Origin of the sequence: Glycomyces buryatensis (assembly GCF_004912275.1) — a bacterium.
In the GTDB taxonomy this organism is placed as follows: domain Bacteria; phylum Actinomycetota; class Actinomycetes; order Mycobacteriales; family Micromonosporaceae; genus Glycomyces; species Glycomyces buryatensis.
Map to the genome: position 1 here is coordinate 17,404 of NZ_STGY01000056.1, position 26,009 is coordinate 43,412.

27 protein-coding genes are annotated in these 26,009 nt (G+C 68.2%); 16 read left to right on the plus strand and 11 right to left on the minus strand.

Translation table 11 applies throughout. The annotated features are described in order from the left end of the window. Window positions 1-84: 84 nt before the first annotated feature. Both FAB82_RS14560 and FAB82_RS14565 read right to left on the minus strand, forming a co-directional pair. Window positions 85-1,521, minus strand: coding sequence for an amidase family protein (locus tag FAB82_RS14560; RefSeq protein WP_136535266.1), 1,437 nt, complete (start codon window positions 1,519-1,521; stop codon window positions 85-87). 97 nt (window positions 1,522-1,618) lie between these two features. Next, complete coding sequence (locus tag FAB82_RS14565; protein ID WP_136535267.1) at window positions 1,619-2,764, minus strand: cystathionine gamma-synthase; 1,146 nt, start codon at window positions 2,762-2,764, stop codon at window positions 1,619-1,621. Between the two features lie 92 nt (window positions 2,765-2,856). Between FAB82_RS14565 and FAB82_RS14570 the strand changes: the two genes are divergently transcribed. Beyond that, window positions 2,857-3,120, plus strand: coding sequence for a hypothetical protein (locus FAB82_RS14570; RefSeq protein WP_136535268.1), 264 nt, complete (start codon window positions 2,857-2,859; stop codon window positions 3,118-3,120). Between the two features lie 181 nt (window positions 3,121-3,301). On the opposite strand, the gene FAB82_RS27155 is transcribed toward FAB82_RS14570, so the two are convergent. After that, window positions 3,302-3,688: a VOC family protein gene (locus FAB82_RS27155; RefSeq protein WP_168801603.1), complete on the minus strand. Its 387-nt coding sequence runs from the start codon at window positions 3,686-3,688 to the stop codon at window positions 3,302-3,304. 87 nt (window positions 3,689-3,775) lie between these two features. Between FAB82_RS27155 and msrA the strand changes: the two genes are divergently transcribed. From msrA to FAB82_RS14595, 4 genes are all read left to right on the plus strand, one after another. Beyond that, window positions 3,776-4,399, plus strand: a complete 624-nt coding sequence (msrA, locus tag FAB82_RS14580) for a peptide-methionine (S)-S-oxide reductase MsrA (protein ID WP_136535270.1) — start codon at window positions 3,776-3,778, stop codon at window positions 4,397-4,399. A 270-nt stretch (window positions 4,400-4,669) separates the two neighbouring features. Then, entirely contained in the window at window positions 4,670-4,963 is a 294-nt protein-coding gene (locus FAB82_RS14585) for a hypothetical protein (protein WP_136535271.1), read from the plus strand. Between the two features lie 10 nt (window positions 4,964-4,973). Next, window positions 4,974-8,132 (plus strand): helix-turn-helix transcriptional regulator, encoded by a 3,159-nt coding sequence (locus tag FAB82_RS14590; protein WP_136535272.1) that lies wholly within the window; start codon window positions 4,974-4,976, stop codon window positions 8,130-8,132. A gap of 107 nt (window positions 8,133-8,239) precedes the next feature. Beyond that, entirely contained in the window at window positions 8,240-9,769 is a 1,530-nt protein-coding gene (locus FAB82_RS14595; RefSeq protein WP_136535273.1) for a multicopper oxidase family protein, read from the plus strand. 100 nt (window positions 9,770-9,869) lie between these two features. Here FAB82_RS14595 and larC read toward each other — a convergent pair whose 3' ends face one another. Then, entirely contained in the window at window positions 9,870-11,126 is a 1,257-nt protein-coding gene (gene larC / locus FAB82_RS14600) for a nickel pincer cofactor biosynthesis protein LarC (protein WP_136535274.1), read from the minus strand. Continuing rightward, window positions 11,123-11,809: a nickel pincer cofactor biosynthesis protein LarB gene (gene larB / locus FAB82_RS14605; RefSeq protein WP_136535275.1), complete on the minus strand. Its 687-nt coding sequence runs from the start codon at window positions 11,807-11,809 to the stop codon at window positions 11,123-11,125. Before larB ends, larC begins: the two co-directional genes overlap by 4 nt. Before the next feature lie 196 nt (window positions 11,810-12,005). On the opposite strand from larB, the gene FAB82_RS14610 reads away from it, so the two are divergent. From FAB82_RS14610 to FAB82_RS28895, 4 genes are all read left to right on the plus strand, one after another. Further along, complete coding sequence (locus tag FAB82_RS14610) at window positions 12,006-12,737, plus strand: glycerophosphodiester phosphodiesterase (RefSeq protein ID WP_168801604.1); 732 nt, start codon at window positions 12,006-12,008, stop codon at window positions 12,735-12,737. A gap of 115 nt (window positions 12,738-12,852) precedes the next feature. After that, the gene (locus FAB82_RS14615) at window positions 12,853-13,254 is read left to right on the plus strand and encodes an ATP-binding protein (RefSeq protein ID WP_136535277.1); all 402 of its coding nucleotides are present in this window, start codon (window positions 12,853-12,855) and stop codon (window positions 13,252-13,254) included. A gap of 129 nt (window positions 13,255-13,383) precedes the next feature. Then, complete coding sequence (locus FAB82_RS14620; RefSeq protein ID WP_136535278.1) at window positions 13,384-14,841, plus strand: glycosyltransferase 87 family protein; 1,458 nt, start codon at window positions 13,384-13,386, stop codon at window positions 14,839-14,841. Window positions 14,842-15,110: 269 nt separating this feature from the next. Next, window positions 15,111-15,383 carry a TFIIB-type zinc ribbon-containing protein gene (locus FAB82_RS28895; protein WP_136535279.1) on the plus strand — a complete coding sequence of 91 codons (273 nt, stop codon included), beginning with the start codon at window positions 15,111-15,113 and terminating at the stop codon, window positions 15,381-15,383. Between the two features lie 133 nt (window positions 15,384-15,516). Here the strand turns inward: FAB82_RS28895 and dnaB are convergent, their stop codons facing one another. After that, window positions 15,517-16,968, minus strand: a complete 1,452-nt coding sequence (gene dnaB, locus FAB82_RS14630; protein ID WP_136535280.1) for a replicative DNA helicase — start codon at window positions 16,966-16,968, stop codon at window positions 15,517-15,519. Between the two features lie 322 nt (window positions 16,969-17,290). Between dnaB and FAB82_RS14635 the strand changes: the two genes are divergently transcribed. Further along, window positions 17,291-17,680, plus strand: a complete 390-nt coding sequence (locus FAB82_RS14635) for a hypothetical protein (RefSeq protein WP_136535281.1) — start codon at window positions 17,291-17,293, stop codon at window positions 17,678-17,680. A gap of 114 nt (window positions 17,681-17,794) precedes the next feature. On the opposite strand, the gene rplI is transcribed toward FAB82_RS14635, so the two are convergent. The 4 genes from rplI to rpsF are packed head-to-tail and all read right to left on the minus strand — an operon-like array spanning window position 17,795 to window position 19,404. Beyond that, on the minus strand, window positions 17,795-18,262 hold the full coding sequence (rplI, locus tag FAB82_RS14640) for a 50S ribosomal protein L9 (protein WP_136535282.1): 468 nt from the start codon (window positions 18,260-18,262) through the stop codon (window positions 17,795-17,797). Between the two features lie 14 nt (window positions 18,263-18,276). Further along, window positions 18,277-18,522 (minus strand): 30S ribosomal protein S18, encoded by a 246-nt coding sequence (rpsR, locus tag FAB82_RS14645; RefSeq protein ID WP_136535283.1) that lies wholly within the window; start codon window positions 18,520-18,522, stop codon window positions 18,277-18,279. A gap of 42 nt (window positions 18,523-18,564) precedes the next feature. Then, entirely contained in the window at window positions 18,565-19,074 is a 510-nt protein-coding gene (locus tag FAB82_RS14650; protein WP_136535284.1) for a single-stranded DNA-binding protein, read from the minus strand. A 39-nt stretch (window positions 19,075-19,113) separates the two neighbouring features. Further along, entirely contained in the window at window positions 19,114-19,404 is a 291-nt protein-coding gene (gene rpsF, locus FAB82_RS14655) for a 30S ribosomal protein S6 (RefSeq protein WP_136535285.1), read from the minus strand. Window positions 19,405-19,607: 203 nt separating this feature from the next. Here rpsF and FAB82_RS14660 point away from each other — a divergent pair, with 203 nt between their 5' ends. Further along, window positions 19,608-21,269, plus strand: coding sequence for a fumarate hydratase (locus FAB82_RS14660; protein WP_136535286.1), 1,662 nt, complete (start codon window positions 19,608-19,610; stop codon window positions 21,267-21,269). A gap of 186 nt (window positions 21,270-21,455) precedes the next feature. Beyond that, a complete protein-coding gene (locus FAB82_RS14665; protein WP_136535287.1) occupies window positions 21,456-22,160 on the plus strand; it encodes a hypothetical protein in 705 nt (234 codons plus the stop codon). Between the two features lie 88 nt (window positions 22,161-22,248). Here FAB82_RS14665 and FAB82_RS14670 read toward each other — a convergent pair whose 3' ends face one another. Next, window positions 22,249-23,184: a hypothetical protein gene (locus FAB82_RS14670; RefSeq protein ID WP_136535288.1), complete on the minus strand. Its 936-nt coding sequence runs from the start codon at window positions 23,182-23,184 to the stop codon at window positions 22,249-22,251. Window positions 23,185-23,291: 107 nt separating this feature from the next. Between FAB82_RS14670 and FAB82_RS14675 the strand changes: the two genes are divergently transcribed. Genes FAB82_RS14675 through FAB82_RS14690 form a run of 4 tightly spaced genes read left to right on the plus strand, consistent with a single transcriptional unit; the run spans window position 23,292 to window position 25,778 of the window. Further along, window positions 23,292-23,672, plus strand: coding sequence for a YbaB/EbfC family nucleoid-associated protein (locus FAB82_RS14675; protein WP_136535289.1), 381 nt, complete (start codon window positions 23,292-23,294; stop codon window positions 23,670-23,672). After that, window positions 23,669-23,995 carry a hypothetical protein gene (locus FAB82_RS14680; RefSeq protein ID WP_136535290.1) on the plus strand — a complete coding sequence of 109 codons (327 nt, stop codon included), beginning with the start codon at window positions 23,669-23,671 and terminating at the stop codon, window positions 23,993-23,995. The genes FAB82_RS14675 and FAB82_RS14680 overlap by 4 nt, the downstream gene beginning before the upstream one ends. Then, a complete protein-coding gene (locus FAB82_RS14685; protein WP_211116607.1) occupies window positions 23,995-25,125 on the plus strand; it encodes a WXG100 family type VII secretion target in 1,131 nt (376 codons plus the stop codon). The genes FAB82_RS14680 and FAB82_RS14685 overlap by 1 nt, the downstream gene beginning before the upstream one ends. 17 nt (window positions 25,126-25,142) lie before the next feature. Beyond that, window positions 25,143-25,778, plus strand: coding sequence for a hypothetical protein (locus FAB82_RS14690; protein ID WP_136535291.1), 636 nt, complete (start codon window positions 25,143-25,145; stop codon window positions 25,776-25,778). The last annotated feature ends 231 nt before the right edge of the window (window positions 25,779-26,009 follow it).

Sequence of the window (26,009 nt, forward strand, 5' to 3'; positions counted from 1 at the left end):
CGCCGCTACCAGGTCTTGGGCGATGAGTGTGAGGCCGGGAGCGGAATCTCCCGGCCTTTTCTGCTGCGGTTCAACGGATCCTGGTCAGTCCCAGGTGAGGCTCGGGGCGTAGCGGCGGGGGCGGAGCTTCGCCACCAGCTGGGCCGCGACGTCGAAGAGCCGTCCGGTCGATCCGGGAGGGCCAACGAGCTGCACCGTTGCCGGGGCTCCGTCACCCCTCGTCCCCACCGGGACCACCAGGGCCGGGAGACCGGCGAGGCTGAACGGCGCCGTGAAGGTCGCGCTTCCGGCCAGGTGGGTGACGTTGGAGCGCAAGGTCTGTCCCGACCACTCCTGTGCGGCCGGGGGCGGTCCCGGCATTCCGGGGGTGATGAGGAGGTCGAAGTCCTCGGTGTCGAACCAGTCCTCCAGGTGCCCGCGCACGCGCCGGCCGTCGCCGAGGACGCCGCCGAAGAGCCCCTTGAGGTAGGTCTTCTCGCCCACCGAGACCAGCCGCTTCGTTCTGCGCTGCAAGCCGTCCGGGCCGCACTTGAGGCTGCGCAGGTAGGCCGCGCACGACCAGGCGCCCGACGACGCCGACGTCAGCCGCGTCCCGAACTTGGGGCGGGAGCGGAACGTGTCGTGCCCCAGGTCGGTCAGGGCCCGCACGGCCTTCAGCAGCGACTTCGTCGCCTCGTCGTCGACCCTGGCGGGCAGGGGCGCCGAGTTGGAGGCGGCGATGCGCAGCCGTCCGGGGTCGCCGGTCTGGCGCGGGATGCGGTGGGTCAGTGCGGCGTACGCCAGCGCGGCGTCGTCCACTGTGGTGGCGAGGACGCCGACGTGGCCGCTGAGCCATTGGTCGGGGTCGGCGTCGATGTCGGCGGGGACGTGGTCGGGGCTGTAGGCGATGATGCCGCAGGCGGCGGCCGCGGTGCGGACGCCGCCGGCGGAGCCGGGGCCGTCGAGGCCGATGCCGATCGCGGCGGCGCCGGTTGCGACGGCCAGGGCGGTGCCGCCCGAGGGGCCGCCGACGCCGCGGTCGGGGCGCCAGGGGTTGGCCGGGACGTTGCCGTCGTCTTCGGTGGCGGGCCACAGTCCGAGTTCGGAGGAGCGTCCGAGGCCGACGACGACTGCGCCGGCGCCGCGGATGCGTTGCACGGCTTGGTGGTCGGATTCGGCGATGGGTAGGACGGCGGCGTTGGAGCCGAGTCTGGGGGCGTGTCCGGTGACGGGGAGTTGCTCGCAGACGGCGACGGGGACTCCCGCGGCGGGTAGGGCCTCGCGGGTGGCGTTGGATCCCGTGCGGGCGAAGACGTCCCCGGCTTCATCCCCGGCCGGGCCGGAGGTGGGCTGGGGGTCGACTGCGTCGACGGCGGCGGCCTCGGCTCGGGCCTCGACCTTGCGGACGCTGGTGAGGGCGCCTTCGGTTTCGCGGTGGTCCTCGATGTGGCGCAGGTGATGGTCCACGACGAAGGCGGCGTCGGCGTCGCCTCGCCTGACCGCCTTGGCTATCTGCTGCGCGGTGCTTCCCGACCAGCTCACTGCTCGTCCTTTCGCTGCGCCCGAAGGCTATTGGGGGATATGGGGTTCTGGGTCCGGCGTCGGTTCAGGTGCCGGTCGTCGTCGGACTCGGTGCGGGTCAGTCGAGGGCCTGGCGCAGGTCGGCCAGGAGGTCATCGCGGTCTTCGATGCCGACGGAGAGCCTGACGAGGTCGGATGGGACCTCGAGGGGGCTGCCGGCGGCGGAGGCGTGGGTCATGCGTCCGGGGTGCTCTACGAGCGATTCGACGCCGCCGAGCGATTCGCCGAGGGTGAAGACCTCAGTGCGGTCGCAGAAGGCGACGGCGGCTTCCTCTCCGTCTTTGTGGCGGAAGGAGATCATGCCGCCGTAGCGCTTCATCTGCTTGCCGGCGATGTCGTGTCCGGGGTGGCTGACGAGTCCGGGGTAGCGGACGTCGGCGACCTTGTCGTGTCCGACGAGGTATTCGGCGATGGCTTCGGCGTTGTCGCAGTGGCGGTCCATGCGGGCGGCGAGGGTTTTGATGCCGCGCAGGGTGAGCCAGGCGTCGAAGGGGCCGGCGACGGCGCCCATGGAGTTGTGGTGGAAGGCGATCGGTTCGGCGTGTTCATCGGTGGCGGTGATGACGGCGCCGCCGACGACGTCGGAGTGGCCGCCGAGGTATTTGGTGGTGGAGTGGACGACGATGTCGGCGCCGAGTGCGAGCGGCTGCTGGAGGTAGGGGCTGGCGAAGGTGTTGTCCACGACCAGGATCGAGTCGTGTTGGTGCGCGAGGTCGGCGAGGCCGGCGATGTCGGCGACGTTGAGCAGGGGGTTGGTGGGGGTCTCGACCCAGATCATGCGGGTGCCCTCGCTCATGCAGGCGGTGACGGCGGCGAGGTCGGTGATGGGGGTGGCGGTGTAGTGCAGACCCCAGCGGGAGGCGACTTTGTCGAAGAGGCGAAAGGTGCCGCCGTAGGCGTCGTCGGGGATGACGACGTGGTCGCCGGGGGCGAGGAGGGCGCGGAGCACGGTGTCCTCGGCGGCGAGGCCGGAGGCGAATGCGAAGGCGCGGTTGCCGCCTTCGAGGGAGGCGAGGCAGGTTTCGAGGGCGGTGCGGGTGGGGTTGCCGGAGCGGGAGTACTCGTAGCCGCCGCGCAGGCCGCCGACGCCGTCCTGCTTGTAGGTGGAGGTCGCGTAGATCGGTACCGCGACCGCGCCGGTGAGCGGGTCGGGCTCCTGCCCGGCGTGGATGGCGCGTGTGGAAAACCCATAGCCCTCGTGCATAGCCCTACGCTAACCGACGCGCATGGGGTCAGCGAGGGATAGGCACGCTATCGTGCAGTGAACACGTACCTACTTCTCTTAGGGGATCCCTCATGGGCTTCGACGAAGTACACAAGATGGACATCACCGGTGACGGCGTCGACGAGACGGTCGGCGTGCGGCGCAACGATGACGGCTCGGTCGAGTACCACGTGGACGTCGACGGTGACGGCGTTGCGGACATGCTCGCGACCGACAAGGACGGCGACGGGGTCATCGACTCGGTCCTGCTCGACCACGACGGCGACGGCAAGTTCGACGCCGCAGCGGTCGACGCCGACGGGGACGGCAACCTCGACGCCATGGTCGAGAAGTAAGACACCCCATGCGAACTTTCCCGTAGGCGTCCCGGTTTCGGGGCGCCTACGGTTGTTTCAGGGGGTTGGGTTTCGGATTTGGCGTGCGCGTGGGGGACGGGGTTGTCGTACCTGGCGGGGATCGTTGAGCTCGGGGGGTCCCCGGTGCCCGTTTTGAAGGCTGATGCCCTCATTTACAGCTTTAGCCGTCTTTGCGTTCGGCGTCGGAGCGTTCGATGCAGAACTCGTTGCCTTCGGGGTCGGCCAGGACGACCCAGCCTTTGCCGTCGTCGGTGCGGTGGTCGGCAACGAGGTGGGCGCCGATGCCGATGAGCCGCTCGACCTCTTCGTTGCGGGTGGTGTCGGGGCCCAGATCGAGATGGACTCGATTTTTAAGTTGCTTCGACTCGGGCACGTTGATGAAGAGCAGGTTGACGTGCCCTGAAGGGTCGACCAGGAGGTTGTCCTCCTCGTCGGGCCCGTTCGGATATTCGGGGTCCTCGGCGAAGCCGGTGACCTGCTCCCAGAATTTCGAGAGCGCGTGGGAGTCGCGGGCGTCGAAGGTGATCTGTCGAATACGTGAAACCATGCGCATACGCTAACGGAATGCGCGGGACTGGTCGATCGTTATTCAGGCGTGACAGGCTTGCGTGATGCCGACCGAACGGAGCACACCATGACAGCGATGACCCATCCTGTTCTGAAACACCCCATCGAAGGCGCTCCCGACGGGCGCAGCGCCATCGCCTACTTCGGCATGGGCTGCTTCTGGGGCGCGGAGCGGCTGTTCTGGCAGACGCCGGGAGTGTGGACGACGTCCGTCGGCTACATGGGCGGCAATACGGAGAGCCCCACCTACGACGAGGTGTGTTCGGGCCGGACCGGCCACGCCGAGGTCGTGCGGGTCGTCTACGAACCCGACAAGGTCGGCTACAACCAGCTCCTCAAGGTGTTCTGGGAGAACCACGACCCGACGCAGGGCATGCGCCAGGGCAATGACATCGGCACGCAGTACCGGTCGGTCATCTACACGACCACGTCGGAGCAGCAGGAGGCCGCCGAGACGAGCAAGACCGCGTTCGAGCCGGTCGTACGCGGGGCCGGGTTCGGCCCGATCACCACGAACATCCTCCCGGCCGGCGCGTACTGGCTCGCCGAGGACTACCACCAGCAGTACCTGCACCACAACCCGAACGGCTACTGCAACCACGGGCCCAACGGGCTGTCGTGCCCCGTCGGGATCGCCCGCCAGGACGAGCTCCCGGCCCAGCAGGGGATTCGCCGGCCGTCGGGTTCCTGACCCGGACGCCGCGCGGCCTCCGCAACCGGCGCTCGCACCTGAGCGTGCGCCGGGCGGCCCCGCCGCGGCCCTTACGCCGGAGCCGCGGAGTAAGGGCGGGTAAGGGCACTCAGTGCCGAATCGGCGGGAAGTAAGGGCGCTCAGGCCCGCAGCGGGCAGAAGTAAGGCACCTGAGCGCCGCCTCGACGCGAAGTACCGATGTGCATCCCGGCGCCTCAGCCGAAGAATTGGTGTCACAAGCAAGAACGACACCAAATCAAAGGATTCATCGTGAACGACTTCGAACTCCACTACCTGCACCACTCCCGCTCCACCGACCTCATCGCCGAAGCCGAGGGCGAGCGTCAGGCCCGCCGGCTCATCAAGGACGCCAAGCGGACCCGCTCCGCCGCCGCGCACCGAGGCGAGAAGGCCACCACCAGCGGCCACTCCGCTTCGGGCGGCGAGGCCAAGGAGAGCCGGACCCTCGCCGCTCGCGTGGCGAAGGCGCTGCACCGCAGCGCCGGCCAGAAGGGATCCGGTGCCGCCACGGGCGGCGCCGGGCAATTCCAGCCCGCGAAATAGGCGCAGCGTCATGTCACCCGAACGTGCCATGATTGCGGACATGCCGCGCCTAGGTTCCGACCTTCCACTTTTCGCCCGAGACTCAGAGCTCAGGGCGCTGGGCGACGCCCTCGCCGCCGCAGGCGAGGGCCGCCCGGCGACCGTCCTCGTGTCCGGGGACGCCGGTGTCGGCAAATCCCGTCTCCTGCACGACTTCCTCTCAGGAGCCACTGAAGGCGCGGACGTCATCGCCGTCACCGGCCACTGCCTCGACACCGCCGAATCCGTCCTCCCCTACCTCCCCTTCGCCGAAGCCGTCGGCGAACTCGCCCGCCGCCGCCCCGAACTCGTCGCCGCCCACCCCGGCCTGCGGCCCCTCGTGCCCGGCCACGCCCAGCACCCCGACTCGGACCATGGCCGCCTCGGCCTGTTCGAGGCCCTGCACGCCGCGCTGGTCGACCTCGCCGCCGACGCCACCCTGATCCTCGCCCTCGAAGACCTCCACTGGGCCGACCGCTCCAGCCGCGACCTCCTCGCCTTCCTCACCTCGCGCCTCTCCGGCCAGAAGGTGCTCATCCTCGGCACCTACCGGTCCGACGCCATCCACCGCGCCCACCCCCTGCGGCCCCTGCTGGCCGAACTCGTGCGCCTGCCCGCCGTCCAGCGCCTCCAGATCGATCCGTTCAACGCCGCCAACGCCGCCGACTTCGTGCGCGAGCTCAATGGCGGACTCGACGAGGAATCGATCGCGAAGATCGCCGCCGCCTCCGAGGGCAACGCGTTCCTCGCCGAGGAACTGGCGGCCGCCGAGACCCACACCGTCACGTTCGAACTCGCCGAAGTGCTCATCGCCCGGCTCGAACGGCTCCCCGAATCCGCGCAGCAGGTCATCCGGCTCGCCTCCGTCATGGGCCGCCACTTCACTTACAAGCGCCTCAATGCCGCTGTGTGGTCGCTGCTGGACGAGACCGGCATCAAGCACGAGCGCGAGCTCGACACGGCGCTGCGCGCGGCGATCTCGCACGGCATCATCGTGCAGAAGAGCGCCAGCACCTACGCCTTCCGGCACGCGCTCCTCGGTGAGGCCGTCTACAACGACCTCCTCCCGGGTGAGCGGACCCGTTACCACGAGCGCATCGCCGCTTCTCTCGCCGCAGACACCCATCCGGGTGCGGCCGCCGAGCTCGCCCACCACGCCGACGCCGCCGGTGACTGCCCCACCGCGTTGGCCGCGTCCGTCACCGCCGCATGGGAAGCCGACGACCTGGCCGCTCCCGCCGAGTCCCTGCTCCACCTCGAACGCGCGCTGCTGCTGTGGAAGCGCGTCCCCGAAGCCGATCGGCCCGGGGGGTTCTCGGAGCTGCGTCTGACGCAGATGGCCGGTGCCCAGGCCGAGGCCTCCGGTGAATACAAACGGGGCCTTGCGTATTCGAGCGCGGCCGTCACGCTGGCCGACCGGGAGGACGGCCCCGTGCAGTCCGCCGCCACGCGCCGCAAGTACGCCAAGCACCTGTTGAACGTCGAGGGCAATGAGCGCGAGGCGCATCGGATCGCCGTCGAGGCTTGGGAACTGGTCAAGGACGACGAGCCGCACCCGACCAAGGCCTGGACGCAGGCGATCCTCGCCCGCACCTTCTCGCATCTGCGCGACTACCCGGCCGCCGCCGACTGGGCTCGGCAGGCCATCGCCACGGCCGACGCGATCGACCTCGCCGGGACGGGCCGTTCCGCCTCGCACCCGGCGGCGAGGGCCGACTCCATGCTCGCCTCGCACCGCGCGGCGAAGGCCGACGCCATGCTGACGGTCTCGTCGGTGGTGTACCGCCAGGGCGGCGATCTCGACGAGCAGATCGCCATCCACGCCCAGGTCCTGGAACTGGTGCAGGGCACCGGCTGGCACGAGGTCGAGCTGCGGGCGCACTTCACGTCCGGCCTGTTCCACGTCGAGTCCGCCCGCATCCCCGAGGCGCTCGAACACTTCGACCGGGGCATGGACATGGCCCGCCGGACCGGGCACAAGTGGAGCGGTTACGGCCTCGAAACCGCAGTGCGCCAAGTCATCTGCAACTACATGGTCGGCCGGTGGGACGCGGCCGACGCCGCCGGCGAGATGGCCTCCAGCGTCATGCCCGGCGTGGTGCTCACGCGACTGGCGGCCGCGATGCTGCTGTTGGACGTGGCCCGGGGCCGCTTCGAGGCGGCCGACCGGCGCCTGGACTACCTCGCGGACCGGTGGCAGGTCGACGGGCAGGTGCTGGCCCTGGCCGGCCAGTCCGGGACCGAGCTCGACCGCTGGCGGGGGAAGCCGGCCCAGGCCTACTCGACCGCGCTGCGGACGGTCGAGCGGATCAAGGACATGGACGGCTACCAGCTGGCGGGCGTCGCCGTCTGCGTGGTCGGCATCGGCGCGGCGGCGGACCTGGCGCAGCTGCGGCGGCGCGAGGGCGACGCCGAGGGCGCGAAGGACGCTGCCGGAGCCGGGGAACGGCTCGCCGAACAGGCACGGCTGTTCGTGAAGGGCGGGCGTCCGCTCTCCGGTTCGATGGGCCCGGAGGGCCTGGCCTGGATCGCGCAGCTCGACGCGGAGGAATCGCGGCTGTCCGGCGACGGCGACCCGGTGCTGTGGCGGCGCGTGATCGAGGCGTTCGGATACGAGACTTCGAGGCCGGCGACGAACGGAACCTCGGTTCTGAAGCAGCGGGCGATCGACGCATCGGGCCTGTTCGGCGACGGCGAAACCCTTGGTGCGAAGGCGATGCCCGGCACTGAAATCGGGGAACCGTACCGGCGGGCCTATGCGCAGTGGCGGCTCGCCGAGGCGCTGCTGTCCGGCAGCGGCGGTGGTAGCAGCACTGACGAGCGCACCGAGGCGGCCGAGGTCCTGCGCGAGGCGAAGACGACCGCCATGCGGCTGGGTGCCGCCCCGCTCAGCGCGGAACTGTGCGCCCTTGGCGAGCGGTCCCGGCTCGACGTGGCCGTGCCGACGTCCAGCCCGCTGACCCCGCGCGAACTGGCGGTGTTGCGGCTGGTAGCGCGCGGATTGACGAACCGTCAGATCGGCGCCGAGCTGTTCATCTCCGAGAAGACGGTCAGCGTGCACCTGTCGCGGGCGATGTCGAAATTGAAGGCCGCCAACCGGACCGAGGCCGTGAACGTCGCGCACCTGCGGGGCTACCTGACGGAGGTCTGAGCGCTACCCCGGGAGCAGTGCGAGGCGAGGCGTAATCCCTGGGTGGTATCCCCTTTGCTCACTTCGGCCCGATGCGGCGGCGCCGCCCGCCGCCCAGAATTGTCCTCATGAAACGTCGCAAGGCTTTGAAGTGGACCCTCATCGGCACCGGGATCGGTGTCGGCACGCTGGCGCTCGGCGGCGCGGGCACCCTCGCATATCTCTGGAACGCCTCGAAGCTCGACACGGTCGGGGAGGTCGGCTTCGACTCCCCGCTGGCGATCCCGCCGCTGGCCGAGTCCGAATCGGACTCCTCTGGGGCGCGAGTGTTCAACCTGGAGATCCAGGCCGGCGAGACGCAGTTCAAGTCCGGGCGCGCGACCGAGACCTGGGGCGTCAACGGCACCTACCTGGGGCCGACGATCCGGGCGCGGCGCGGCGAAGAGGTCGCGTTCGCGATCCGCAACACCCTCGACGAGGAGACGTCGATCCACTGGCACGGCATGCACCTGCCGGCCGTGATGGACGGCGGTCCGCACCAGGCGGTCTCACCCGGCGAGGAATGGGCTCCGCAGTGGACGGTCAATCAGCCGGCGTCGACGCTGTGGTACCACCCGCACCCGCACGGGCAGACCGGACGGCACGTCTACCAGGGCCTGGCGGGGATGTTCATCATCGACGACGAGGAGTCGGAGGGAATGAACCTGCCGTCGGAGTACGGCGTGGACGACGTCCCGATGGTGGTGCAGGACAAGAAGTTCGACGGCGACAACCAGCTGGACGACCGGGCCGCCTTCATGAGCATGCAGGGCATTCTCGGCGACGAGATCCTGGTGAACGGGACCTTGGGGCCGTACTTCGAGGTGACGACCCGGCTGGTGCGGCTGCGGCTGCTCAACGGGTCGAACTCGCGGCTGTACAACTTCGGTTTCGCCGACGACCGCGAGTTCTCGCTGATCGCGACGGACGGCGGGCTGCTGCCCGGGCCTTGGGAGACCGACCGGTTGCAGCTGTCGCCGGGCGAGCGGGCCGAGATCGTGGTGGCGTTCGAGCCGGGCGAGACGATCGACCTGCGGTCCCATCCCGCGGATGAGGGCTACTCGGGCCCGCTGGGGCGGCTGAACGGGGCGGAGGACCGGCTCGACGTGTGCCGGTTCCAGGCCGCTGAGTCGCTGGCCGACGAGACCGAGGTCCCGTCAGAGCTCGGGACGGCGCCGGATCTGGACGGGGAGGACGTCGCCGAGGAGCGCTCGTTCAAGCTGTCCGGGTTCAACTCGATCAACGGCGACCAGATGGACATGGCGCGCATCGACTTCGGCGTCCGCGAGGGCACCGTGGAGGTGTGGGAGGTGACGAACGCCGACGGCTACATGCACAACTTCCACGTGCACGACGTGCAGTACCAGGTGCTCACGGTCGACGGCGAGGCTCCGCCGCCGCAGCTTGCCGGCTGGAAGGACACGGTGCAGCTGGTGCCGCAGCGGAAGTACCGGTTGGCGATGCGCTTCAGCGACTACACCGACCCGAACCTGCCGTACATGTACCACTGCCACATCCTGATGCACGAGGACTCAGGCATGATGGGCCAGTTCGTGGTGCTGGGCGAGGGCGAGGAAATCGGCCAGGTCCCGGCTACGTCGGCGGGCCACGACCACTGAGGGAGTGTCGGACCCCTGAGGCATCGTTGAAATCGGGGGTCGTCGGAAGTCCGATTTGAAGGCTAGCGCCGAAAATATCCCGGTTCGTTCGCTATTCGGTTCAATACCTGGTCGCGGCCTGGGCCGTTGCCTGAGCCATGACCACCTTCAACGGTCGAGCAAGCGCGGCCGCCGCCGCTACCGCGTCCTCGTATTCAACCGAGACGTTCACGACCTCACCGCCCTCCCTTGCGATCTTGATGCCGATGCGGTGACCGTCGACCTCGACGTGGTCGTACTCGCGCTCCAGCGCGTACTTCTCAATCTCGTACGAGCGCATCCCGATCGTCGTCGTGTGCCGGACCAGGGCCGAGCGCACCCTCCCGATCACCTCCGGGCGGCACAGCACGTGGAGCGTGTGGGCCGGGCGGCCCTTCTTCATCAGGATCGGACTGAGCCAGGCGTCGGATGCTCCCGCTTCGAGCAGTGCGGCGAGGACCGGCGGCCAGAGCCGGGGATCCATGTCATCCACATTGGTCTCAATGACCACGGGCCGCGCCGACCCGCCCGCGTTCCCATGCGGCTCAGCCGTACCGTGCCCGGCCTCGTGCACGTGGCCCGGTGCTCCGGCGGATGGCCGCGCTTCGCTGCCGATCACTATGCGCAGCAGGTTCGCCCGTTCCTTCGGGTCCCGTCCTCCCGCGCCGACGCCGATCCGCTCCACGACCATCTCCGGCATCGCGCCGAATCCGCCGCCCGAGGTCGCCTCCATCGCGGCCGCCGCGACAATGGCCGCCCCGGTCGGCGTGCACGCCTCGTACGGCACCGCGCCCACCACCGGCGCGCCCGCGTCCGCCAGCACCCGCAGCACCGCCGGGGCCGGCAAAGGGATCGAGCCGTGGGAACCGCGCGTCGTCCCTCCTCCGACGGTCACCGTCGAGGCGGTCACCGAGGCCGCTCCCAGCGATGCCAAACCCGCTGCGGCGCCGACGATGTCGGCGATCGAGTCGAGGGCGCCGACCTCGTGGAAGTGCACGTCCTCGACATCGATTCCGTGCGAGGCCGACTCGGCCGCCGCCAGGCGCGCGAAGGTGTCCAAGGACCGGGCCTTGACCTCGTCGCCCAAGCGCGAGTCCTCGATCATGGCGCGGATCGCCCGCCAGCGCCGGTCAACCGACACCTCGGGCACCGCCACGTCCACTTTGGTTCCGGTGAGGCCGTGGCGCTTGACGGTCTTGGCGCTCAAGCGGATCGGTTCGGTCGCGAGGGCGCAGGCCGCGTCCTGCATGAGCGCCAGGTCGACGCCCGCGTCCGCGAGTGCACCCAGGAACATGTCTCCGCTGGCGCCTGCCGAGCAGTCAATCCACGCTTTCGTCACCGCTGTGCCTTCACTCCCATGATGCGCGCGGCGGCCATCGCCGCGCCGAATCCGTTGTCGATGTTCACCACGGTCACGCCCGGCGAGCACGAGTTGAGCATGGTCAGCAGTGGCGCGATTCCGCCGAACGCGGCCCCGTAGCCGACGGACGTGGGCACCGCGATGACCGGCGCGGATACCAGGCCCGCGACGACCGACGGCAGTGCTCCGTCCATGCCGGCGACGACGATGACGCAGGCCGCCTCGCGGAGTGCGCCGACGCGGTCGAGCAGTCGGTGGAGCCCGGCGACGCCGACGTCGGCGATGAGGCGGGTGTCGAGTCCGTTCGCGCGGGCGACGAGTTCGGCCTCGGTCGCCACCGGCAGGTCGGAGGTGCCGGCGCAGACAACGGCGACGGGTCCGTTCTCCGGGTCGGGGAAGTCGCCGACCGCGCAGACGCCGGCCTCGCAGTGGGCCTCGTCCCCGAAGGCGGCTTGCACCTGCTCGGTGCAGGCGTCGTCGCAGCGGGTGGCGATGGCGACGCGTCCCGGGTGCGCTTCGCGTAGCGTCCGGAGGACGCCGACTACCTGCTCAGGGGTTTTTCCGGCCGCGTAGACGGCCTCGGCGGCGCCGGTCCGCGCGGGCCGGCCGGTGTCGATCTTGGCCCAGCCCAGGTCGGTGTAGGCCTGCTCCTCGTACTGCACTGGTCGATCCTCGCACTCTCGGCACGTGGACGGCCACCGCGGCAGGTGGGGGGTGGCGCGGCGCCACGTCGTTTCGCGGGCGGGCGGGGCCGGTCTGTTTCGCGTGACCGTTTGTTCCGTTTCTGGACGGGTCCCGTTCGTGTGCCGAACCGGCGCGCGGCACCGCGTCTGCGGGCTCACGGACTATCGTCATAGTGTGTCGCATCCGCTGATCGCCGCCCATCGCGGCGCGAACGAATTCCTTCCTGAGCACTCGTTGGCCGCGTTCCGGCAGGCGATCGTGGAGGGCGCCGACGGGTTCGAGTTCGACATCCGGCTCACCGCCGACGGGCAGCTGGTGCTCCACCACGACCGCACCGTCAAGCGCACCGCCGGCGCGAAGGGTTCGATAGCCGACCTCACCCTTCCCCAGCTGCGCGAACTCAATTTCGCGCACCGCCACCCCGACTGTGTCGACAATCCCGAGGCCTCCCGGATAGCCACCCTCGAGGAGCTTTTCGCGCTCGTGGTCGACTCCGGCAAGGACATCAAGCTCCTCATCGAGGCCAAGCACCCCTCCCGGTTCGGGCCCAGGTTGGAGCTTCGACTTTGGGAGACGCTGCGGCGTTGGCCGGGCCTGGACGTGACGGTCATGTCCTTCTCTCGGGCCGCGCTGGCGACCTGGCGGGGGCTGGACACCGACACGCCGCTGGTGTGGATCTTCGAATACCCGTTCCGGCGGCCGCCGGAGGGCGTCCAGGTCCTGAGCTCGCGGGTCGACTACATCGAGTCCACGCCATCGTTCGTGGAACGCGCGCACGCACAGGGCTATGAGGTCTACGTTTGGACCGTCAATGACGCCGAAACCGCGCATCGGATGGCCGCACTCGAAGTCGACCTCATCTTCACGGACCGTCCGGCAGCGATACGGGAATCGCTCACATCGTGACTGCGAAGCAGATTGCAAGGCGCACTCGGGGTCCGTCGGTAATGCTGGCGCGGGCGATCGCCAACAGGTAGTTTCTGTATAGCTTTCGACCGGTAGCGAAAGGGAGGGAGGGGCAATGGCAGCGGCGACACCGGCACCCGAGCGATTGCGCGTCCCCCATCAAGCCGGGGCCCCGAATCTGGTGCGGCGCTGGCTGCGCGAGTCCCTCCCGGACCTGACCGACGATATCCGCGACGACCTGTTGGTGGTCGCGACCGAACTGGTCTCCAATGCCGTCCGGCATGCACGGCCGCTCCCCGGTGGGGAGGTGTCGGTATCGCTCGTCGCCGGGCATGGCGACGTGGAGGTGCGGGTGGTCGACGGCGGTTCGCTGACCCACCCGCACGTGCTGTCGATCAACCTCGATTCGGCTCATGGACGGGGCATGTTCATCGTGTCCAAACTGTCCACGGGTTGGGGCGCAAGGACGCTCGGCGACGGAACGCAAGAGGTCTGGGCGCGCATCCCCGTGCGCTGAATGGAAGCCCGCTCTCCTGGCGTCGCTGTGGCGGCATTGCCGCGATCCGGTCCGCTGACCCGCTGCGGTGCCCGGTGACCGGCGGCTCGCCGATTCTCGACGGTGTGCGGGCCCCCGTACCCTGGGCGGGTGTCCAAGCGTCCGCTCGTCATCGACCTCGCTCTCTACGGCCTGGCCGCACTCTTCGCGGCCGCTACCTGGCTGTGGACGACCTTGCCCTCGCACTCGAACTGGGGCGCCATCGCGCTCGGCGGATACGCGCCCGCCGCGCTGTGCATCCTGATCCTGCTGGCCTCGCCGGGTGTGTCGTGGTTCAAGCGCAGCCTGATCGCCGGGGCGACCGCCGCCGCAGTGGTTGCGATACCCGTACTGTCGCAAGCGTTCGAGCGCGCGAACGGGGTGGCGAATCGGGCTCAGGAAGAGGTCATTGTCGTCGAGCATTCGGGGCGGCGGCTGCTGGAGACCGGCAGCCCGTATCTCCACGCCGACGCGATCGCGGCATTGACCGAACCGATCATGGGCTACAACCCCTATCAGCCGGGCATGGCGGTCTTCGGCCTGCCGTCGGCGCTGTTCGGCGAGCACTGGTGGACCGACGCGCGGCTGTACTTCCTGCTGGTCTCCGCGGCCTGCATGGTCGGGGCGATGCGGCTCTTGGCGGGCAGGGCCGGGAAGGGCCTGCTGCTGCGGGCGTTCCAGGCGAGCTTCATCTTCCCGGTGTGCGCCTTGACATTCTCGACCGGCGGAGACGACATGCCGGTGGTCGCGCTCATGGTGCTGGGACTCGCGTTCGCCTCCCGCGGACGGTGGACGGGCGCGGGCCTGGCGCTCGGCGCGGCCGGGGCGCTCAAGCTGTTCGCATGGCCGGTGGCGGTGGTGCTGGCGGTCCTGGCATTGCGCAGCATGCTCAACTCGAGGGTGGAGGCCCGGGCCGAGGAGCGGCCGGCAAGCGACGGTTCGAGTGATGCGATGCGATCGCTCGATGATGAAGCACCCAAAGCCGATACGACGGACGGCTCCACACCCGAGGCGGATGCGCCGGGCAGCGGCACCTTCGCGGCGGAGACGACCGGTGGTAGCACCCGTGTCGTGGATTCGACGGCCGATGGCGCATTGCGGCGCCTTTCGATCGGGTTCCTCGCACCGGTGGCGCTCACGATGGTGCCGGTGCTGCTGGTGGACGCGCGCGGGTTCTTCGACAATGTGCTCGCGTTCGGTCTCGGCCACGGCGTGGTCGAGTCGCCGGCGCAGTCACCGCTGCCGGGCTTCCTTGTGGCCCAGCATGTTCCCGGTGGGGAACTCATCGCACCCGCCCTGTTGGGCGCCTGCGCGATCGTGATCGCAATGCTGTTGTGGACGCGTCCGCCCGCGACAGCCGCGTCCGCGGCGCTGTGGTCGGCGGCGGGGTTGTCGGCGGCGTTCTTGTTGATGCCGTCGACGCGGTTCGGGTACCTCCTTTATCCGATCGTCCTGCTGGGCTGGTGGCTGCCGCTGCGGGATGCGGCGGCGACCGCGCCCGAGCAGATGCTGGACGAGTCCGACAGCCCGAGCCCCGGGCCGTCACTGGCCGTCGAATGGTGGCGCTGAGCCGGTCGGTCCGAACGCTCGAGTGCGGACCGTCCTTCGCCGTCCGGTGCGGCGGCGATCCGGGCGGCCGGAATGCCCGGCGGGCCTTCGCTCGCCGTCGCCTCCGGCACGGCTGCGCCGAGTTCGGCGGTGCCGTTTCGGTATTTCGACGGCCGTCACTCGCCGTCACTGTCCATCACCGATACTGCTCGTCCTGAGTCGTTGCGGCGGTGCCGATCCGAGTGCGGTCGGTTCAGCGTTGAGAACGGCTCGCGTGTACGGTGACGATCATGCAACTCACTTGCCCCAAGTGCGATGCGCTCATGCGCCGGTATGAGCGCAACGGCATCGTCGTTGACCAGTGCTCGGCCTGCAAAGGTGTCTTCCTCGACCGAGGCGAACTGGAGCATCTCATCGATACCGAGAAGTGGGTCAGCGGGACGAAGCCGGGCGATTCAATGCCCGAGTTCCACGAACCTCCTTCCCCTAGCTCTACCCCCGACGCCACCCCGGAAAAGACCTTGCAGCGGCGGACGCTGATGTCAGTACTCTTCGGAGACTAGCCGGGCGAACCTGAAGGGGAGCTGAACCGCCTGTGGCGCAGCGGAAGTCGGGCCGATATCGGCACTGATACCGCGGCCCGACGCACCGGCTTCCGCACGGCCGCCGGTTCCTATCGGGCGTTGAAGAGAGCCCCTAGACCGCCATGTCCACGAAGCGCGACAGGTGCAGTTGGGCGGCCACCGTGATCGTGTCCGTGGCACCGTTACGGTGCTTGGCGACGATGAAGTCGGCCTCTCCCGCGCGCGGGGACTCCTTGTCGTAGTAGTCCTCGCGGTGCAGCAGCAGCACCACGTCGGCATCCTGCTCGAGGCTGCCGCTTTCGCGCAGGTCGGACAACTGCGGGCGCTTGTCCGTCCGCTGCTCCGGGCCACGGTTCAGCTGCGCGACCGCGATGACCGGGCACTGGACCTCCTTGGCCAACAGCTTGAGCCCACGGGAGATCTCCGAGACCTCCTGCTGGCGCGACTCGGTCTTCTTCGGCGAGGTCATCAGCTGGAGATAGTCGACCACGATGAGTTTGAGGTCGTGGCGCTGCTTGAGGCGGCGGGCCTTGGCGCGGATCTCCATCATCGTCATCGATGCCGTGTCGTCCACGAACAGCGGCGCCTCGGAGATGTCGCCCATGCGCTTGGCCAGGCGCGTCCAGTCGTCGTCGGACAAATCGCCCGAGCGCAGGACGTGCATCGGCACGCGGGTCTCGGCGGACAGGAGCCGCATGACGATCTCGAGCTTGCTCATCTCCAGGCTGAACAGCGCGGCGGCGTGCCGGTGGTGCAGCGACGCGTGTCGCATGAAGTCCATGGCGGCCGTCGATTTGCCCGCACCGGGACGCCCGGCGACGATGATCAGCTGGCCGGCCTGGAGTCCCGACAGCAGCCGGTCCAGGTCGGCGAAGCCGGTGGGGATGCCCGTCATGACGCCCTGGTTGGCGCCGATCGCCTCGATCTCGTCCATCGCGGGCTGGAGCAGGTCCGACAGGATCGAGAAGTCTTCGCTCTGGCGCTTGTCGGTGACCTCGTAGACGGCCTGCTGGGACAGGTCGACGAGGTCGTCGATGTCCCTGCCGCCCTGGCCGCCGCCGTAGCCGTACTGGACGACCTTCGTGCCGGCCTCGATGAGGCGGCGCAGGATCGCCTTGTCCTTGACGATGCGGGCGTAGTAACCGGCGTTCGCGGCGGTGGGGACGGCGTTGAGCAGGTCGTGCAGGTACGGGCCGCCGCCGATCTTCGCCAGGTCGCCGGAGTCGGCCAGCGCGGCCGCGATGGTGACCGCGTCGGCGGGCTCGCCGTTGGCGAACTTGTCGGTGATGGCGTCGAAGATGATGCCGTGGCTGGGCTTGTAGAAGTCGCCCGAGCCGAGGTTCTCCACGACGTCGGCGATGGCGTCCTTGCTCATGAGCATGCCGCCGAGGACGGACTGCTCGGCCACCAGGTCCTGCGGCGGGGTGCGTTCGAAGGCACGTGCCGAGCCGCCGCCGAAGGGGTCCTCGGGCGGGTTGTCGAAGTACGATCCGCCCGATCCGTTGGTGCCGTTCGCGCCGTTCTGGCCGCGCGAGTAGGCGCCTTCTGTGGACACGTCGGTCATAACGCCCACCCCCTTGGTCACCGTGCGTTCATGGAGAATGTACCGCCCGCGTACGACACTACGGGGGTCCCGACGACGCTATGTCGCTTCCGACACCGAAGCAAACGCCCCTGTGGACAAACCTGTGGACAAGTCTGTGGATAACCTGTGGATAACTGGGGCCGGGCTGTGGACAACCTGTGGACAACAACCGGATTCTGGCTCATTTAGCGGCTCTGACCTGTGGTGGAGTTTTCCACCGGCTGTGGACGGCAAATAGTTTGTGCCATCTTTCGACTATGGTGAGGACGACCCGGCACCTCGCAGTGAAAGCAGTTCCGTCATGAGCGCACCCCAGCGGCCCGATCCACCGAACCGTCTCGACACCGATGGCGACGACCGGCCCGGGGAGCGCGCGTTCACCCCGACGTTGCTGGTGACGCTGGCCTGGTACGTGGTGCCGATGGCGGTTTACCTGATGTGGGTGGTGTCGCAGCCGGCAGTGGAGGCGAACTGCGCGGACACCGGCTGCACCGCGGCGGCGCGGGTCGGGACCGCGATCGGCGGCGCCTGGGCCTGGACGGGCTCCTCGCTGACTGCGAGCCTGCTGGTGGCGGTCATGTTGCGGCTGCCCCGCGCGGGCTGGCGCGCCGGAGTGGCGGGGACGGCGGCGGCGATTCTCGGCGCGGGCCTGGTGACGGTCGTGCTGCGCACCGCTGGCTGGGTGATCTGAACCCGGCCGATCCGAGTCCGCGCTCGACATTCGCGGGATTCAGAGTTTCACCCGAACGACGCAAAGAAAATGACCCGCGGTCACTCAGACCGCGGGTCATTTCGCTTGCTATGCCTACTTCTTGGCGGTGCGGCGCTTGGCCGGGGTGACCTGAAGCTTGAACTTCGCGGTCACGTCCGGGTGCAGCTTCACCTTGATGTCGTAGGTGCCGATCGACTTGATCGTCCCGGGCAGCTCGACGCGGCGGCGGTCGATCTTCGGACCACCGGATTCGGTCAGAGCAGCCGCGACGTCGGCCGCGGTGATGGAGCCGAACAGACGCCCGGCGTCGCCCACGCGGGCGACGATGTGCGCGTCGGTCTTCTTCAGCTGCTCCGAGAGCGCACGAGCCTGGTCCAGGTCGTGGATCTGACGGGCCGCGCGGGCGCGCTGGATCGAGTCGACCTGCTTCTGGCCGCCCTTCGTCCAGGCGATCGCAAGGCCCTGCGGGAGCAGGTAGTTGCGGCCGTAGCCGGGCTTGACCTCGACGACGTCACCGGCCGAACCGAGGTTGGGCACCTCATGAGTCAGGATGATCTTCATAAGTGCGCTCCTTCCTATCGGGTCTGGCTGGTGTACGGGAGCAGGGCCATTTCGCGGGCGTTCTTGACGGCCGCCGCGATCTGGCGCTGCTGCTGCGAGGTCACCCCGGTGACTCGGCGGGCACGGATCTTGCCGCGGTCGGAGATGAACTTCCGCAGCAGCGCCGTGTCCTTGTAGTCGACGTAGGTGATTCCCTCTTTCTCAAGAGGGTTGGGCTTCTTTTTCGGCTTCCGCAGGGGAGCCGCTTTCGTATTGGCCATACGTGTCTTGCCTTATCTGAGATCGATCCGGGTCGAGCCCGGTTAGAACGGCGGGTCTTCGTCGAAGCCCTGGCCTGGTGCGGAACCGCCCGCGCCGGCCGGGGCCGCAGAGGCCCAAGGGTCGTCCGGTGCGGAACCGCCCGCGTTGCCGCCGCCCCCGAAGGAGCGACCGCCGCCGCCTGCGCCGCCACTGGACTTGTTGACTTTCGCCGTGGCGAACTTGAGCGCCGGTCCGACTTCTTCGACGTCGAGCTCGTACACCGTGCGCTTCTCGCCCTCGCGGGTGTCGAAGGTGCGCTGCTTGAGCTTGCCCTGCACGATCACGCGGGTACCGCGCGACAGGGACTCGGCGACGTTCTCGGCGTACTGGCGCCAGACGCTGCACGTCAGGAACAACGCCTCACCGTCGCGCCACTGATTCGACTCACGGTCGAACGTGCGCGGCGTCGAGGCGATCCGGAACTTCGCGACGGCGGCACCGGACGGCGTGTAACGCAGTTCGGGGTCGTCGACGAGGTTGCCGATAACCGTGATGACTGTTTCTCCTGCCATGACCTCTTCTCCCTAAGGTCTCGCAGTTGCAATGTCGGGTTACCGAAGCTCCGGCCGCAGCACCTTGGTCCGCAGCACCGACTCGTTGAGTCGCATCTGCCGGTCCATCTCCGCCACGGGAGCGGGCTCGGATTGCAGGTCGACGACGGCGTAGATGCCTTCGCTGTTCTTGTTGATCTCATAGGCGAGACGACGACGTCCCCAGACATCGGTCTTGTCGACCGAGCCGCCGGCGTCCTTGACGCCTTTCAGGAACTTGTCGAGCGTCGGGCCGATCTGGGTCTCTTCGATGTTGGGTTCGAAGATCACCATGAGTTCGTAATGCCGCAAGATCAGTCCACCTCCTCTGGTCTCATCGGCCGCGGAATCTCCGCGGCAGGAGGGTCACTTGCTTTGCCGTCCGCCGTCATTTGACGGACAACCGAGCAATCGTACCTGCGTATACGCGGTCCGGGCGAGCCGCACCACGTGTGTGTGACGCTACCCGCGGGCACCGACAATTCCGGGTCGGGCACCGCGCTAGGTTTGAACGCGTGACAGCGTCGTTCCAATACACGGATCTGCTCCCCATCGGCCCCGACGAGACCGAGTACCGGTTGCTCACCAAGGACGGGGTGAACACCGTCCAGGCCGCCGGCCGGCGGTTCCTCACCGTCGAGCCCGAAGTGCTCTCGCAGCTCGCGACCGAGGCCATCCACGACATCTCCCACTACCTGCGGCCGGCGCACCTCGCTCAGCTGCGGTCCATCCTCGACGACCCTGAGGCCTCCGGCAACGACCGGTTCGTCGCGATGGACCTGCTCAAGAACGCCAATATCGCCTCCGGCGGGGTCCTGCCGATGTGCCAGGACACCGGCACGGCGATCGTCATGGGCAAGCGCGGACGCCACCTCCTCACCGACGGGCGTGACGAGGAGCACCTCTCGCGCGGCATCTGGCAGGCCTACCACGATCTGAACCTGCGCTATTCCCAGATGGCGCCGCTGACGATGTGGGACGAGAAGAACACCGGCTCGAACCTGCCCGCGCAGATCGAGCTCTACGCCGACGGCGACGACGCCTACAAGCTGCAGTTCATCGCCAAGGGCGGCGGCAGCGCCAACAAGTCGTTCCTGTTCCAGGAGACCAAGGCGATCCTCAACCCGGACGCGATGATGCGCTTCCTGGAGGAGAAGCTGCGCCAGATCGGGACGGCCGCGTGCCCGCCCTACCACCTGGCCATCGTCATCGGCGGCACCAGCGCCGAGCTGGCGCTCAAGGCCGCGAAGTACGCCTCCACCAAGTACCTGGACACGATGCCGACCACCGGTTCGCCCACCGGGCACGGCTTCCGCGACATCGAACTGGAGCAGCAGGTGCTGGAGCTGACCCGCCAGTTCGGGATCGGCGCCCAGTTCGGCGGCAAGTACTTCTGCCACGACGTGCGCGTCATCCGCCTCCCCCGCCACGGCGCCTCCCTGCCGGTGGCCATCGCGGTCTCCTGCTCGGCCGACCGCCAGGCGAAGGCCAAGATCACCGCCGAGGGCGTGTTCCTGGAGCAGCTGGAGACCGACCCGTCGAAGTACGTCCCCGAGGTCACCGAGAACGACCTGGACTCGGACGTGGTCCGCATCGACCTCGATCGGCCCATGAGCGAGATCCGCGCCGAGCTCTCGAAGCACCCGGTCAAGACCCGGGTGGCGCTCACCGGGACGCTCGTGGTCGCCCGCGACATCGCGCACGCCAAGATCAAGGAGCGCCTCGACGCCGGCGAGCCGATGCCCGACTACCTCAAGGACCACGCGGTCTACTACGCCGGACCGGCCAAGACCCCCGAGGGCTACGCCTCGGGGTCGTTCGGGCCGACCACGGCCGGGCGCATGGACTCCTACGTCGAGCAGTTCCAGGCCGCGGGCGGCTCGTTCGTCATGCTGGCGAAGGGCAACCGCTCCGACCAGGTGACGAACGCCTGCCAGACGCACGGCGGCTTCTACCTCGGCTCCATCGGCGGCCCGGCCGCCAAGCTCGCCCAGGACAACATCAAGGCGATGGAGGTCCTGGAGTATCCCGAGCTGGGCATGGAGGCGATCTGGAAGATCGAGGTCGAGGACTTCCCGGCGTTCATCGTCGTGGACGACAAGGGCAACGACTTCTACGCCGAGACCCGCAAGCCGGTCCTCACCGTGGGCCGCAGGCCGAAGATCAGCATCTCTTAGATGCCCGACCGCTGAACGACGTGAGGCGAGGGGCGCGGGCGGTCTGCCCGCGCCCCTCGCTGCTATCCGTCGCGTTCGCGGACGATGCTCAGCGCGAACTGTCTGACTGGTAAGGGCCCGTTACCATGTGCGCTGTTCCCCGAAAGAATCCTTTTAGCCCGGAAGGTCCCCTCCCCTGTGCCCCAAATGAAACGCGCCCTTGCCAAGACTTTCGCGGCCTCGGCCGCCGCCGCGCTGCTCCTGTCCGGTTGCAGCCTGCTCGAAGGCGACGACGACACCGAGGACGGCGCCATCGACGACCCCATCTACAACGAGATCGCGACCTGGGACGCCTGCGAAGTTCTCGACTACCTCAAACCCATCGAAGAGAAGATGGGCATCGTCGGCTGGGGCAGCAGCAGCTCCGAAGGCGGCGAACCCGGCAACTCGGAACTCGGCAATACCTGGGATCCCGGCGCCATCGGATGCAACGACCTGATCTACCTCGGCAATCTCGAAGGGATGGGGATGAGCGGCGAGATCAAGGTCAAGATCGTCCCCACCCCGAACATGGACGACTCCGACATGATCTATGAGGACCGTGTCTCGGTGGCCGAGGCGAAAGCGGCGGAAAACGAGAACGCGAACACCGAGGAGTTCACCGGCTCCTGGGACCGGGGGGCCGTGGTCTCCTGGACCGGCAGTTCCGAGCAGCCGCATGTCTGGGTCGTCGCGCAGAGCGGCCAGTGGGTCTTCCACATCGATCTCTACTACTCCAGTGACTTCGGGGTCCGTAACAATGGGGATCCGGCGCTGCTCTTCACCGAGGACGAGCTGAACCAGTGGTTCGTCGACACCTATCTCCCCGAGGTGAACCAGACCGTCAACGACCGGCTCGCGGAGCTGTTGTGACCGTGAGCGACGGCGTCGACCTCCACTGACGCAGTGAAAGACGGTGGCCGCGGGCATTGCCCGCGGCCACCGTCGTGTTCGAGCGGTCCTAGTACTCGATCTGCTTGCGGCCGTTCTCCCTGCGGGCCAGCAGCGCCGCCTGCTTGTCCCGCAGCCAGGCGGTGCGATTCTGGGCGTTCTCCAAGCTCGTCGAGGGCGCCGCCTCGATCGCGACGCCGTGGCGCTGCGCCTCTGCGCGGAACACCTCGTCGAGACCGGGCACCAGGGCCATGCACGGACCGGTGAAGTACCCGGTGACGGCCTCCTTGGTGCGGATCCAGCCCTTGTACTCGATCTCGCAGACGTATTGGCGGCGAGCGGCCTCGGGGTCGCGCATCGCCATCTCGGTCACCATCATACCGATCGTGAAGATGATGCTCGTGACCTTGTCTGCGGCCCAACCCTTTCCGGGAATACCGGGCAATGAGGCGCTGATGGTGTCCGCGACGCCTTCGGCGGTGAGCATCTCGATGATGCCGTCCAGCGAACGGGTCCGGATCGCCTTCACCTTGGGCCACTTGGCGGTCGTGTCGTCGAAGCCGACCTCGTCAGGGCCGATGTCGATGGCGCCGAACCGGTCCAGCTGCTTGAGCAGCAGCCCGGTCCCCTTCGGGGGCTTCTCGCCTTCGGTGATCAGCTTCGAGACGCTGAACCGCCACGGCGCGGCGACCGGCGCCGTCGGGACCGGGAGGCGATCGAAGAACTGGGCAAAGTTCATCTCCTCCAGGGAGGCCTTGACGTCGCCCATGTAGCCCGAGGCCAACTCCTTCCCGGCCACAGCCCGGTCGGTCACCGCCCCGGCGCCCAACGCTGCCGCGCCCTTGGCCGAGTCGACCCGCGCCTGCGTCGACTGGCGTACCGCGCCGACGCGGTCGCCGGCGGCGGAGACCGCCTCCGCCTTCGCCCCAGCGGCCTCTTCTTTGACTTGCGTCCCTGCGTCTTTGGCGCTCTGAGCGATCCGCCCGAGTCGATCCTTCATGCCCATGTCGAGACCCTACACATCTGCGACACAGCCCCTATTTGAAGGGATCTCAACTGGTTTGGCCGCTCTAAACTGAATTCTTCGAATCCAATCCCCCAACAGGAGTACGTATGTCAGATCTCCCGTCCAGGCTGGAGGCGATTCTTGGCAGCTTCGAAGAGAAGGTTTCGAAGCTCAACGAAGCCCAAGGCTCCCTCCAGGAGACGACCGGATACGCCCGCAGCAGAGACGGAGCCGTCGAGGTGAGGGTCGCACCCTCCGGAGCGGTCATCGACCTGAAACTCGGTCCCCGGGCCCAGGGTTACTCGCCCCAGTCACTTCAATACCTGATCATGGAGGCCCTCCAGACGGCCACCCATGACGCCGCCCAGCAGATGCAGGACACCCTCGGCCCGATCCTGGGGGACCAGATGGACCAGTTCACCGAGGGCGTCAAAGGCAGCTCCATCAAACCGTGGCAACCCGAAACCGGTAAGGACGACCTGCGATGACGGAAATCTTGGTCGACCCCGAGGGCATGCAGTCGTGGGCCGACGGGTCCACCTCCCTCGCCGAGAAGTTCGGCGACCTCGCCACGCTCCTGGAGCAGGCGCGCGTGAACGACGAATGCTTCGGCCCGATAGGAGAGGCGGTCGGCCTCGCAGGCGGCTACTTCGAATCGCTCGACAGCTGCCAGGAAATGGCCGAGACCGCCCAATCGTTCCTCGAATTCGGTTCGGAAGCGGTCTCCTTGTGCGCCGCCGAATACGGCGTCACCGACGACGCGATGGCAAAGGTGTTCGACACCCTTTCCGAGATGCTGGGAGAAGGCTGATGACCATGGACGGACCCGGGACCCTCGAGGACCTCAACTCGACAGGGGACCAGAAGAACTGGTTCGAGCAGGCCGCCGGGCGCGGCAGCTCATGGGTCAAGACCAGCCAGAACTTCGATGACGCCTCCTCCCCTCCCGAGATGACCGCCGCGACCATCAACGGGCGGCTCGACCTGCTCACCACGATCGCGATGCCGGGCCAGGCTCTGATGAGCAACGGGCTGGGATTCCTGGTCTCCCTGGCGCTCAGCCCTATCATCGAGATCCTCGAATGGGGAGTCGGCGACCCCGAGCAGATGCGCGCGACCGGCCAGGGCTGGGCGCAGATCGCCGACTGGCTCGACGGCATCGCCGAGCAGGAGGGGCCGCGCGCCGAGGCCACCGCCGACGTGTGGCGGGGTGAGGACGCCGACGCCTTCCGCGAGGGCATGGCGGAGTTCCCCGACGGCGTGACCGCCTTGGCCTCCGAGATCCGCGGCCTGCAGAGCACCCTCAACACCATCGCCGACCTGTTCGACATGTTTGTCGAATTCGCGGTCACCATGATCACGGAGTTCGTCATCGGTCTCATCGTGCAGTGGCTCGCCGCGCTCGCCGCCTCCTGGATCACTGGCGGCGCGTCCGTGGCCGCTGCGCAGGCGGGCACCGTCACCCAGACCGCCGTGACCGGCGGGCGAGCGGCGAACGCCCTCCGCAAACTACAGGGGATGCTCCGCAGCGCGTTCAAGATGCTCGAGAAGTGCTTCCAGGCCATCCGGAAGCTCACCGGCAAGCTGATGGATCGCTTCAAGCTCCTCAAAGCTGCTGGCAAGGTCGGCGGGTTCGTGTTCCCGAAGTCGAAGCTGCTCCTTCCCGGCAAGGGCGGCAGCCTCGCGACCACGGCCAGATTCGCGCCCGATGGGGCCGAGGCACTGGCCGCAAGGATGTCGGGCATGGTGCTGAGCGGCATCCTCGGCGGCAAGGGCACCTGGGGCCGGGCTGCGTTCGAGGCCGCCACGAACGTGGGCACCGGCGCGGCGATCGAGTACGCCTCGGACAAGGCGTACGCGGAGGGCGAAGGCGCGCTGACGGGCGACAACCGAAGTTCCGAGGAGCGACAGTCCGATATGGACGACGGATTCAAATGGTAGACGAGATCGGCTGACATATGGGACATCGGAATTTCGATCCCGCCCGCGATACCCCGGCTCTGGCTGCGGCGACGTGGTTGGCGCCCGGCGAGCGAATCACCGGGCTCTACGCGCAGGCCTCGGGCGGACCGTACTTCAAGGTTCCCCGGCGTCGCCGCAACGGCGACCCCGCGATCAATCGGGTCCTCAATGCGGTCCTGTGGATTCTGTTCCTTCCGATCCGGATCGTCATCGAGATCTTGCATGCGCTGGCCGACACCTGGGATCCGGCCGACGGCACGGGGACCGCCGGTCTGATCGTGTTCAGCACCGGACCAACGGGACAGGCCGTCGGTTTGGCCGACGCGATTCGCGGCCGTCAGGCCGCGATCATCCTCACGGACAGGCGCATCGCGGCTCTGGAGCTCGTCTCCGAAGGCGGGCCGAGTCCGTCCCAGTCCTTCCGAGACATGTTGAAGGAAGCGAAGCGGGACATCGCGGCGAGCGAGAACTCCCCTCACGTGCCGACGGAGATCAAACCGGTCGGCGAAGTCCCGGCCGGGCACTTCAGGTACGAGGGGCGGCAGAGCCAGAAGCCCCGCGGCTGTAAGAAAGCCGACTACCACCGGGTGGTTCTCGCCGACGGTTCCGGGTTCTATCTGCAGATTCGATGACGTCACCGCTGCCTCCACCAACTTCGTGAAAGGCATCTGCGAGAACTGGTCAAGTCAGCGAAGTTCCCCGCACCGCAGCAGTTCTGAATATCGTCACGTCGGCGCCCCACCTGCGGTTGCGGGTGGGGCGCCGGTTCATGTGACGGGTGGGCCGGGAGCGATGGGGGGACCGGTCCGGGACAAGGTCGAATACCATTGAGGAAGTTCCGTCTGCCCCGGAAGGACACCCCC